This window comes from Promicromonospora sp. NPDC060271 (assembly GCF_042726755.1).
GTDB lineage: Bacteria > Actinomycetota > Actinomycetes > Actinomycetales > Cellulomonadaceae > Promicromonospora.
The window spans coordinates 1-10,548 of record NZ_JBHXBG010000184.1 but is presented as its reverse complement, the minus strand read 5'-3'; the positions used below and the strand labels follow the sequence as shown (position 1 = coordinate 10,548).

Sequence of the window (10,548 nt, the reverse complement as noted above, 5' to 3'; positions counted from 1 at the left end):
GCTCGGCGACCAGCGCCAGGCCGAGCCCGGCGCCGCCGGAGGCGCGGGCGCGGTCGTCGGAGACCCGGTAGAAGCGGTCGAAGATCTTCGACCGGTGCTCCGGGCGGACACCCGGCCCGTCGTCGTCGACCAGCACGCGGACGGCGGACCGGCTCGCGAGCACCGACACCACCACGTGGGTCCGGGTGTACCGGCAGGCGTTGCGCAGCAGGTTGTCGAGGACGACCTCGACCTCGGTGTGCGCGGCCGCCGCCCAGGCCTGGCCGCTCATGGCGTTGACCACCATCCGCACGGGCTGCTCCCCGGCGCGTTCGACCGCCGCGCGCGCCTCGCCCACCAGGTCGACAGTCTCGGACGGCGGGAGCTCGCCGGCGTCCGATCGGGCCAGCGCCAGCAGCCCGTCGAGCAGCGCGGAGAGCCGCTCGGCGTCGGCGAGGACGTCGGCGTGCACCTCGTGCGAGAGCCCCGGGTCGGGGTTGGCCACCGCGACCTCCGACTGCAGGCGGATGGACGCGACGGGGGACCGCAGCTCGTGCGCGGCGTCGCCGGTGAACCGCCGCAGGCGTTCCGCGGTGGCGTCCTGCTGGTCCAGCAGGGCGTTGAAGTCGTCGGCCAGGGCGCGCAGCTCGCCGGCCGCGGCGTCGGGCACCGCGACGCGCTCACCGGGGGCGAGGCCACGGACGGACCGGCGCATCCGCGCGACCGGGCGCAGCGCCGACCCGACGGCGAACCAGATGGCCACCCCGGCGACGGCCGTCCCGACGAGCGCCGTCACCAGCAGCCACCGGCTGCCCGCGGCCTCGGCGGCGCGCTGCCCCACGAGCCCGGCCCCGACGACGACGAGCCGCTGGCTGCCGTCCGGGACCGTGACGACGGTGCCGTGCCAGCGGACCGGTCCCCGGCCGTCCGCGGTGGTCGGCGTGCCGGCCTTCAGGCCGCGCACCTCGTCGCGCGTGAGGGCCGGCGGTGCGCCGTCGTCGACGGGGCCGCCCGCGGTGTCCAGGACGCGGACCGCCAGGCCGTCGGGCGCCACGGGTGCGCCGCCCGCGGCGACGGCGCGCGCGGCCCCGCTCAGCGCCTCCTGGAGCTCGTCGTCCACCGCCTCCGTCAGCAGCGGCCCCAGGCCCCGGCCGGCGGCGGTCGCCAGGCCGAGCAGGCAGGCCAGCGTGACCGCCGTGACGAGGGCGGTGATCCGCAGGCGCAACGACGCGCCAGCCCAGCGCCCACCGGGCGTCGCCTGCCCTGATGCCGGCACTAGAGTGGCTCGCCGAGCTGGTACCCGCGCCCCCGCACGGTCCGGAGCAGGCCGTCGGCGCCAGCGGCGGACAGCTTGCGGCGCAGGTAGCCGACGTACACCTCCACGACGTTCCTGGTCGCCGCCCACTCGTCGCCCCACACCTCGTGCAGCAGCTCGTCCTTGGTCCGCACCGTCCCTGCCCGCAGGGCCAGCGCCTCCAGCAGCGCGTACTCGCGCGGGCTCAGGGGGACGTCGACGTCCTCGTACCGCGCCGTGCGCGCCTTGCGGTCGATCGTCAGCGCCCCGAGCCGGATCGGGTCCCGCACGGACCCGGACGCCGCCCGGCGCAGGGTGGCGCGGAGCTGGGCGAGGAGCACCACGAACGAGAACGGCTTGACCACGTAGCCGTCGGCCCCCAGGTCCAGGCCGTCGGCCTGGTCCACCTCGCCGTCCTTCGCCGACACGAGCAGCACGGGCGTCGCCACGCCGTCGGACCGCAGCTCCTCCAGCACGCGGTACCCGGACAGACCGGGAAGCATGATGTCCAGCAGGATCGCGTCGTACGACCCGGTGCGAGCCAGCCGTAGCGCCGACGGCCCGTCCGCGGCGACCGTGACGTCCATGCCCTCGGCGCGCAGGCCGCGGTCGAGCGCCTTGCGGACGCCCGGCTCGTCGTCGACCACGAGGATCTGCGGCCTCATGCCTGCCAGCATGCCGTATCGCACGCCCTTCCGGAGCCCCCCGCACGAGGTCACCACAGGCGACCGCTCCCTGAGGGAGGTCTCAGCGGGCAGGGGGCATCGTTGACGGTATCGACAGCGCACGCCGGTGGCGCACACTGGTCGAAGAGCGAAGGAGCCGGACATGAGGCCACGGACGAAGGCACTGGTCGCCGCGGGATCGGGAATCACGGTGGGGCTCGCCGGCCTCGCGCTGAGCGCCCTGCCCGCCGGCGCGGACGACGAGCCGGTGCTGCCGGAGATCGGCGCGGAGGAGCTGGTCGCCTCGGCGCTCGCGGCCGAGGCGCCGGCGTTGGCGGGCGTGGCCGAGCTGAAGAACGAGCTCGGGCTGCCCGCAGTGCCCGGGACCGAGGCGCTCGACTTCGAGACCGTGCGCGTGTTCCACGACGGCGCGGAGGGTGCCCGGGTCCAGGTCGAGCGGCAGGCGTCCGAGCTGACGTTCGTCAAGAACGCCCGGGAGGCGTGGGCCTACGACTCGCAAGAGCGCACGGCCAAGGGCCTCACCTGGGACGCGGCCGACGCCGAGGCAGCGCGCGGGCACGCGGAGTCCGAGCTGGCGGACCCGTCGCAGGCAGCGGCCGAGATCATCGAGCGCCTCCGCCCGACCAGCGACATCTTCGTGGACGGCACCGCGAAGGTCGCCGACCGCGCGGCCTACGAGCTGGTGCTGACGCCCAAGCCGGCCGAGAAGACGCTGCTGCGGGAGATCACCGTGGCGATCGACGCGGAGACCCGGATCCCGCTGCGGTTCGACGTCTTCGCGAACGGCACGTCCGATCCCGTCCTGTCGCTCGGCTTCGTCGAGCTGGAGCTCGGCGCGCAGGACGCGGACCTGTTCGAGTTCACGCCGCCGGAGGGCGCGAAGGTCGAGACCACCGAGGCGGACGACGCGGCGGGCGCGCTCCGCGACGCAGGGGGCGAGGACGCCGTCGAGCAGCGCACGACGACGGTCGGCGACGGCTGGGACACCGTGGTGATCGGCGAGGTGCCCGCCGAGGCGCCGTCCGCCGGCTCCTCCGAGAGCGGTCCGCGCGCCGGCCAGGACCTCGGCGGGATGCTGCGGCAGATCGGCACGCCGGTGTCCGGCGAGTTCGGCTCCGGGACGCACGTGCAGGTCGCCGTCGGCGGCGTCGTCCTGACCGACGACGGCCGGATCGCGGCCGGCGCGGTGCCGCGGCAGGTGCTCGTCGACGCCCTCGACTCGTTCGACGACCCGGCCCGGCAGTGACGCAGGCGCACACCGCCGACGTGACGGTGCCGGAGCCCGTGAGCGGCCCCGGCGCCGCGCTCGCGGCCCGCACCAGGGGGCTGCGCAAGGTCTACCGCGGCACGGTCGCCGTGGACGGCGTCGACCTGGAGGTCCCGGAGGGTGCGGTGGTCGGGATGCTCGGGCCCAACGGCTCCGGCAAGACGACGACCATCCGGATGCTGCTCGGCCTGGTCCAGCCGACCGAGGGCGAGATCGAGCTGCTGGGCGTACCGGTGCCCGGGTCGGCCGACCAGGTGCTCCCGCACGTCGGAGCCCTGGTGGAGGGTCCGGGGTTCCACCCCTTCCTGTCCGGCAGGGAGAACCTGCTGCGGTTCGCCGCCGCCGAGCCGCTGCTGACCCGCGGTGATTTGGACCGCGCGGTGTCGACGGCCCTGGAGCGCGTGGGTCTCGGGGGAGCGGCCCGGAAGAAGTACCGTGCGTACTCGCTGGGCATGAAGCAGCGCCTCGGGCTCGCCTCGGCCCTGCTCGCGCCGCGCAGGCTGGTCGTCCTGGACGAACCGACCAACGGGCTGGACCCGGCGGGCACGCAGGAGGTCCGCCGGATCATCGCCGAGCTGCACGACCGCGGTGTGACGGTGCTCGTGTCGTCGCACCTCCTGGCCGAGGTCGAGGCCACGTGCACCCACGTGGTGGTGCTCAACGCCGGGGTGGTGGTCGCGCAGGGTGCGCTGGACGACCTGCTGGAGTCCGGCAGCCCCACCCTGCTCGTGGCCACCCCCGACGGCGCGGCGGCGGTGGACACCCTGCGGGACCACCGGATCCCCGCCCGGCTCGCGCCGGGCGGCGTCCGCGTGGACCTCACGACGACCCAGCCGGCGACGGTGATCGAGACGCTGGTCCGCGGCGGCGCGCGCGTGGACGAGGCCCGGCGCGAGCGCACCGGCCTGGAGGAGGCCTTCGCCCGGCTCACGCACGACGTCGGCGAGCTCGTCGGCGAGCTGGACGCGGACGAGCCGGAGGTGGCGCGATGACCGCCGAGACCACGTCGACGGCACCCGGCCCGGCGGCTGCGCCGGGCGCCGTCGTGGCGGGGCTGCCGGTCGGCAGGCGGCGCGCCCCGCTCGGGCGCCTGCTGCGCGCCGAGGTGCGGTGGATCTTCCGGCGTCCGCGCACGCTCGTCGTGCTGGCCCTGCTCGCGGCGCTCCCGGTGATCACCGGCATCGCCGTCGACCTGACGCTCGACGGCGGCGGCGCCCCCGTCGACGCCGGCCCGGTGGGCGCTGGCTCCGGCGCGTCGGACGGCGGCCCGCCGATCTTCGTGACCATGGCCATCAGCGCTTTCGTGCTGCCGCTCGGTTCGCTCATGACGCTGCTGATGCTCATGCTGCCGCTCACCGTGGCGATGGCGAGCGGCGACGCGCTGGCCGGCGAGCAGTCCAACGGCACGCTGCGCGGCTGGCTGCTCGCCCCCGTCTCCCGCGGCCGCCTGCTGCTGGTCAAGGCGGTGGGCGTGCTCGTCGTCGCGCTGGTCGCCGCCGGCATCGTCGTCGCGTCCGGCCTCGTCACAGGGCTGGTCCTCGCGGGAACCGACGGGCTGGTGTCGATGTCCGGAACCGGGCTGTCGATCGCCGACGTGCTGTGGCGGCTGGGCGTCGCCGTCGCGTGGGCGACGCTCTACCTCATGGCGGTCGGAGCCGTGGCACTCGCGATCTCGGCGTCCACCGAGCACCCGATGGTGGTGGTGGTCGGCGTGCTCGGCGGGCTGATCGTGTCCGTCGTGCTGCTGCAGATCTCCGCGCTGGACTGGCTGCACCCGTACCTGCTGCCGTCGTCGCTCGCCGCCCTGGTCGACCTGATCCGCGACCCGGTCTCGTTCGACGGCCTGGCCGAGGGAGCGTTCCGGGCGGGGTGCTACCTCGTGATCGGTGTCTCGCTGGCCTACGCCCGGCTCACGACCAGGGACGGGTGAGCGGGTTCGGCGTACTAAACGTTTAGCGCCGTATTCCGCGGCGATCCCCGCGTCCTACGTTTCCCTCGACCGCGCCGCTGACGCCGCACGAGACGGAGACCACGACATGACGATCGATGCTCCAGGCCCCACCGAGTCCGTCAGATCCACCGCACCACGCCCAGCAGCCCAGGCCGCCGCGCGGCCTCCGGCACGAGACACCGAACCCGCCACCGGCGCTCGCGGAGCGAGCGGCTGGTGGGCGTTCGCGGGACGGGCCGCCCCCGTGCTCGGCTGGCTGATCACGCTCGTGATCGCCGTGAACCTCGGCCAGGGTGCGTACGGGCAGCTCACCGAGTCCGAGCGGTCCGTCGGCATGTTCGAGGCCATCGGGTACCCGGCGTCCGCGGTCCTGCTGATCGGGGTGCTGCAGGCCGCGGCCGTCGTGCTCTACGTCGTGCCGTGGACCGCGTTCCTGGGCGGACTGCTGCTGACCGCCTACCTGGGCGGCGCCGTGGCCGCCCACATCCGGCTGGAGGACTCGTTGACGCACACGCTCACGCCCGTCCTGTACGCCGTCGGCGTCTGGGCCGCGCTGTTCCTGCGCAGCGAGCGCATCCGCTGGGCCGTCCTGACCGGACGCTGAGCTCGTCGGGGCGCACCGTGGCGCGCGGCAACGGCGCCGTGAATCACGTTGCGCCCCGGCGTGGGGCCGTGGCAGGCTTTCTCTGCTCCTGCGGGCGGTCCGCGGTGTGAGGGAGCGACCCGAAGGACTGTGATGACAGGCATCTCCCGGTACGAGACCACCTCGCGCTGACGCCTGTCCCGCCGCACCTCTGTCGCGGCATCCCGGCGTCGGCACCAGCCACCACCCGGGAGTCCTTCCATGTTGTCCAACCCTTCCGTCGTGCTGCACGACGTCACTTTCGCCTGGCCCGACGGCACCGTCGCGCTCGACCACGTCTCCGGCTCCTTCGGCCGCGGCCGCACGGGCCTGACCGGCCTCAACGGGGCGGGAAAGTCCACCCTGCTGCGCCTGGTCGCGGGGCTCCTGACCCCGACGTCGGGCAGGGTCACCCTGAGCGGGACCGCCGACTACCTGCCGCAGCGGATCACGCTGGACGCCTCGCCCCACGAGATCCCCTCGCTGCGCTCCGGCATCTCGCGCGGACCCGGGGGCCGTGCGACGGTCGCGGACCTGCTCGGCATCTCGCCGGTCGTGCGCGCGGTGCGCGCCATCGAGTCGGGTGACGTCGATCCGGCCCACTTCGACGTCGTCGGCGACGACTGGGACATCGAGGAGCGCGCCGTCGCCCTGCTCTCGGCCACCGGGCTGCCCACCGGCCTGGACCGCTCGGTCGTGACGCTCTCGGGCGGCGAGACGATGCTCACCGCGATCACCGGCGTCCGCCTGCGGCAGTCGAACGGGAGCGCCGCCGTCGCCCTGCTCGACGAGCCGACCAACAACCTCGACGGCGGCGCCCGCGAGCGCCTCTACGAGCTCGTGCGGGGCTGGCGGGGCGCGCTCGTCGTCGTCTCGCACGACCTGGCCCTGCTGGAGCTGATGGACGACACGGCCGAGCTGCGGGCCGGGTCGCTGACGACGTTCGGCGGCCCGTACTCGGAGTACCGGGCCTGGCTGGAGGTGCAGCAGGAGGCCGCCGCGCAGACGTTGCGGGCGGCCGAGCAGACGCTGCGCCGTGAGAAGCGGCAGCGCATCGAGGCCGAGGAGCGGATTGCGCACAGCGAGCGCAAGGGCCGCAAGGACGCCGCGAACAGCAAGTACGTGAAGGCGGTGATCAACAACCGCCGCAACAGTGCGGAGAAGTCGGCCGGCTCGCGCCGCGGGATGCTCGACGACAAGGTGGACGCGGCCCGGGCGGCGGTGGACCAGGCGGAGCGGGCGGTGCGGGACGACGACCGGATCTCCGTCGACCTGCCGGACCCGGGTGTCCCGGCGGGCCGCCGGCTGGCGGTGCTTCGCGGCGCGGACGGCCGGGAGCTGGTGATCCAGGGCCCGGAGCGCATAGCCCTCACAGGCCCGAACGGCTCCGGCAAGACGACCCTCCTGGAGCACCTCCTCAACCCCACGGCCTCGTTGAGTGCTGGGTATTTGCGTGCTGAAACCGATGTCGATCGACAAATACCCAGCACTCAACGAGGTGGGGCGGGGGGTGAGGTGTTGACTGGACGGGTCGCGTATCTGCCGCAGCGGGTGGATGTGCTGCCCGAGGACGTGGCCGTGCTGGAGGCCGTGCGGGCAGGGGCGCCGCACGTGCCGCCGGGGGAGCTGCGCAACCGTCTGGCGCGGTTCCTGGTGCGGGGTGCGGCGGTCGACCGGCCGGTCGCGACGCTGTCGGGTGGTGAACGGTTCCGGGTGGCGCTCGCCAGCCTGCTCCTGGCCGACCCGCCGGCGGAGCTGCTGATGCTGGACGAGCCGACGAACAACCTCGACATCGCGAGCACGGACCAGCTCGTCGACGCGCTGTCGGCGTACCGGGGTGCGCTGCTGGTGGTGAGCCACGACAAGACGTTCCTGGACCGGCTGGACCTGGACGCGGAGATCCGCCTGGACGCGGAGGGCAACTTGACGGAGGTGCGTCGGTAGCGCGGTGTGGGCGGTGTACGGGGAAGCCCTGATGTTGCGGGTGTCAAAGAAGTCGTAAGTTCTCCTTACTTACAAGCTTGAAAGTATCAAGGAGGACGACCATGCAAGCACGTCTACGGCGCCGTGTGTTCGGTGGCCTCGCGGTTCTGTCCATGGCACTCGTCACCGCGCTGACGCTCGGCGCCGGCGCGCTGCCCGCACAGGCGGCCACGGGTGCCATCACCGGCTACGGCGGCAAGTGCGTCGACGTCGCGGCGGCCAACAGCGCGAACGGCACACAGGTCCAGCTCTACGGCTGCAACGGCACGAACGCGCAGAGCTGGGACGTGCGCGCCGACGGCACGGTCCGCGCGCTCGGCAAGTGTCTCGACGCGGCGGGCGGGAGCTCCGCGAACGGGACCCGCGTCCAGCTCTGGGACTGCAACGGCACCGCCGCACAGCGGTGGACGGCAGGCGGCGACGGCACCCTGCGCGCGCTCGGCAAGTGCCTGGACGCGACCGGGCCCAGCTCGGCCGACGGCACACCCCTGCAGCTCTGGGACTGCACCGCCGGGGCCGCCAACCAGCGCTGGACGCTCCCGACCGGCGGCAACCCGCAGCCCAACCCGGCCAAGATGCCGGCGGCGCCCTACCTCTACCTGGGCTGGGGCAACCCGCCGAGCGCGACGTCGGTCATGAGCCAGACGGGCGTGCGGGCGTTCACCATGGCGTTCATCCTGTCGTCCGGTGGCTGCAACGCCGCCTGGGACGGCAGCCGTCCGCTCACCGGCGGCGTCGACCAGCAGACCATCAACGCGATCAAGGCCGCAGGCGGCCAGGTGCAGATCTCGTTCGGTGGCTGGTCGGGCAACAAGCTGGGCCCGAACTGCTCGACGCCCGCCGCCTACGCGGGAGCCGTGCAGCAGGTCATCAACGCGCACCAGCCGCACGTCGTCGACTTCGACATCGAGAACTCCGACGAGTTCGAGAACTACACGGTCCAGGACCGCATCCTCCAGGGCCTGATCATCGTCAAGCAGAACAACCCCAACGTGAAGATCGCCGTCACGATCGGCACCGGCCGTAGCGGCCCGGAGGGTGCGGGCACCCGGCTGATCAACCGGGCCGCGCAGCTCGGCGTCCCGATCGACAACTACACGATCATGCCGTTCAACTTCGGCTCCTCGAACATCGCGCAGGACACGATCAACGCGGCGGAAGGGCTGAAGAACCAGCTCAAGGCGGCCAACGGCTGGACGGACGCCCAGGCGTACGCGCACATGGGCATCTCGGGCATGAACGGGAGCTCCGACCAGGGCGAGATCACCACGGCCGCCGCCTGGACGCAGATCCGCGACTACGCGCGGAACAACGGCCTGACGCGGCTGGCGTTCTGGTCGGTCAACCGGGACCAGCCGGGGTTCGAGTTCACGCGCATCACGGCGGGGTTCTGATGCGCCCCGGACCGCACGGGGCGGCGGGGGCGCTGGTCAGCGTCGGCGTGAGCGTCGCGGTGGCCGTCGGCATGCTGCTGTCGACGGCGGGGACGGCCAGCGGGGCCGTCAGCGTGGCTGCCGGCAGCGCTGCCGGCGGGACGACGACGGCGGGCGCCCCCGCCGTCGTCGGGCAGGCGGCCGTGCCCGACGGCGGACCCGCCGCCGTCCCGGCGGACGTGCCCACCACGTTCACCCACCCGGGGGTGCACGTCAGCCGGTCGCAGCTCGACTTCGTGCGTCAGCAGGTACAGGCCGGCGCGCAGCCGTGGCGGCGGGCGTACGACGCGATGATGGGCAGCCGCTACGCGTCGCTGTCGTACACGCCGCATCCACGGGCGGTCGTCGAGTGCGGGTCGTACTCCAACCCCAACTACGGGTGCACCGACGAGCGGGAGGACGCCATCGCGGCGTACACGCACGCGCTCGCCTGGTCGGTCACCGGCGACGCGCGGTACGCCCAGAAGTCGATCGCGATCATGAACGCGTGGTCGCCCGTGATCCGGGACCACACCAACTCGAACGCCCCGCTGCAGACGGCGTGGGCGGGCTCGGTGTGGCCGCGGGCCGCTGAGATCATCCGGTACACGGGCGCGGGCTGGGCGGCGGCCGACGTCGACCGGTTCGAGACGATGCTGCGCGACGTGTACCTGCCGGAGGTGATCAACGGCTCCCGCAGCAACGGCAACTGGGAGCTGTCGATGATGGAGGCCGCCGTCGGCATCGCCGTCTTCCTCGACGACCGGAACGCGTACGCGTCGGCGAGGCAGCGGTTCCTCGTGCGGGTGCCCGCGTTCATCTACCTGACCTCCGACGGGTCGGTGCCGCGCACCGTGCCCGGCACGGGCCGGGACACGCCCGACCAGATCTTCGCGTTCTGGCACAACCAGCGCACGCTGGTCAACGGCCTCGCGCAGGAGACCTGCCGGGACTTCACGCACACCGGTTACGGGCTCTCGGCGATCTCGCACGTCGCGGAGACCGCCGCCATCCAGGGTGACGACCTGTACCCGCAGGTGGGGGAGCGGCTGCGGCACGGGCTCGGGTTCCACTCCACCTACCAGCGCGGCGCCGCCGTCCCGTCGTGGCTCTGCGGCGGTTCGGTGCACCTCGGCCTCGGCCCGATCACCGAGGTCGGCTTCAACGCGCTGCACAACCGGCAGGGGCACGGCATGACGAACACCCAGGCCCTGACCGAGTCGATGCGGCCGCAGGGCACGAACAACCTGTTCGTGGCCTGGGAGACCCTGACGCACGCGGACAACCCGCGCGTGCTCGGCTGACCCCCGTTGAGTGCGGGCTATTTGTGGGACAGACGGCCTCTGTCCCACAA

General features: G+C 73.4%; 9 protein-coding genes. 7 read left to right on the top strand and 2 right to left on the bottom strand.

Going from position 1 to position 10,548, the window contains the following annotated elements:
* Together ACFWE2_RS21760 and ACFWE2_RS21755 are read right to left on the bottom strand one after the other, a co-directional pair.
* Positions 1–1,204: sensor histidine kinase (locus ACFWE2_RS21760; RefSeq protein ID WP_377226296.1), on the bottom strand; the 1,204-nt coding region annotated here is incomplete at its 3' end.
* A gap of 50 nt (positions 1,205–1,254) precedes the next feature.
* Complete coding sequence (locus ACFWE2_RS21755; protein WP_377226295.1) at positions 1,255–1,938, bottom strand: response regulator transcription factor; 684 nt, start codon at positions 1,936–1,938, stop codon at positions 1,255–1,257.
* Between the two features lie 163 nt (positions 1,939–2,101).
* On the opposite strand from ACFWE2_RS21755, the gene ACFWE2_RS21750 reads away from it, so the two are divergent.
* The 7 genes from ACFWE2_RS21750 to ACFWE2_RS21720 all read left to right on the top strand — a co-directional run bounded on the left by ACFWE2_RS21750 (position 2,102) and on the right by ACFWE2_RS21720 (position 10,498).
* Positions 2,102–3,205, top strand: coding sequence for an outer membrane lipoprotein carrier protein LolA (locus tag ACFWE2_RS21750; RefSeq protein ID WP_377226294.1), 1,104 nt, complete (start codon positions 2,102–2,104; stop codon positions 3,203–3,205).
* Positions 3,202–4,218, top strand: coding sequence for an ABC transporter ATP-binding protein (locus ACFWE2_RS21745; RefSeq protein WP_377226293.1), 1,017 nt, complete (start codon positions 3,202–3,204; stop codon positions 4,216–4,218). The genes ACFWE2_RS21750 and ACFWE2_RS21745 overlap by 4 nt, the downstream gene beginning before the upstream one ends.
* Positions 4,215–5,156, top strand: a complete 942-nt coding sequence (locus ACFWE2_RS21740; protein ID WP_377226292.1) for an ABC transporter permease subunit — start codon at positions 4,215–4,217, stop codon at positions 5,154–5,156. Before ACFWE2_RS21745 ends, ACFWE2_RS21740 begins: the two co-directional genes overlap by 4 nt.
* 106 nt (positions 5,157–5,262) lie before the next feature.
* Positions 5,263–5,781 (top strand): DoxX family protein, encoded by a 519-nt coding sequence (locus ACFWE2_RS21735; protein WP_377226291.1) that lies wholly within the window; start codon positions 5,263–5,265, stop codon positions 5,779–5,781.
* Between the two features lie 240 nt (positions 5,782–6,021).
* Positions 6,022–7,743 (top strand): ABC-F family ATP-binding cassette domain-containing protein, encoded by a 1,722-nt coding sequence (locus ACFWE2_RS21730; protein WP_377226290.1) that lies wholly within the window; start codon positions 6,022–6,024, stop codon positions 7,741–7,743.
* A gap of 101 nt (positions 7,744–7,844) precedes the next feature.
* Positions 7,845–9,176 (top strand): ricin-type beta-trefoil lectin domain protein, encoded by a 1,332-nt coding sequence (locus ACFWE2_RS21725; RefSeq protein WP_377226289.1) that lies wholly within the window; start codon positions 7,845–7,847, stop codon positions 9,174–9,176.
* Positions 9,176–10,498: an alginate lyase family protein gene (locus ACFWE2_RS21720; protein WP_377226288.1), complete on the top strand. Its 1,323-nt coding sequence runs from the start codon at positions 9,176–9,178 to the stop codon at positions 10,496–10,498. The genes ACFWE2_RS21725 and ACFWE2_RS21720 overlap by 1 nt, the downstream gene beginning before the upstream one ends.
* The last annotated feature ends 50 nt before the right edge of the window (positions 10,499–10,548 follow it).

What these genes read in the sequence shown, in the direction of transcription:
- ACFWE2_RS21755 (WP_377226295.1), bottom strand. Translation starts at nt 1,938, where the DNA reads ATGAGGCCGCAGATCCTCGTGGTCGACGACGAGCCGGGCGTCCGCAAG.
- ACFWE2_RS21740 (WP_377226292.1), top strand. Translation starts at nt 4,215, where the DNA reads ATGACCGCCGAGACCACGTCGACGGCACCCGGCCCGGCGGCTGCGCCG.
- ACFWE2_RS21720 (WP_377226288.1), top strand. Translation starts at nt 9,176, where the DNA reads ATGCGCCCCGGACCGCACGGGGCGGCGGGGGCGCTGGTCAGCGTCGGC.
- ACFWE2_RS21725 (WP_377226289.1), top strand. Translation starts at nt 7,845, where the DNA reads ATGCAAGCACGTCTACGGCGCCGTGTGTTCGGTGGCCTCGCGGTTCTG.
- ACFWE2_RS21750 (WP_377226294.1), top strand. Translation starts at nt 2,102, where the DNA reads ATGAGGCCACGGACGAAGGCACTGGTCGCCGCGGGATCGGGAATCACG.
- ACFWE2_RS21730 (WP_377226290.1), top strand. Translation starts at nt 6,022, where the DNA reads ATGTTGTCCAACCCTTCCGTCGTGCTGCACGACGTCACTTTCGCCTGG.
- ACFWE2_RS21735 (WP_377226291.1), top strand. Translation starts at nt 5,263, where the DNA reads ATGACGATCGATGCTCCAGGCCCCACCGAGTCCGTCAGATCCACCGCA.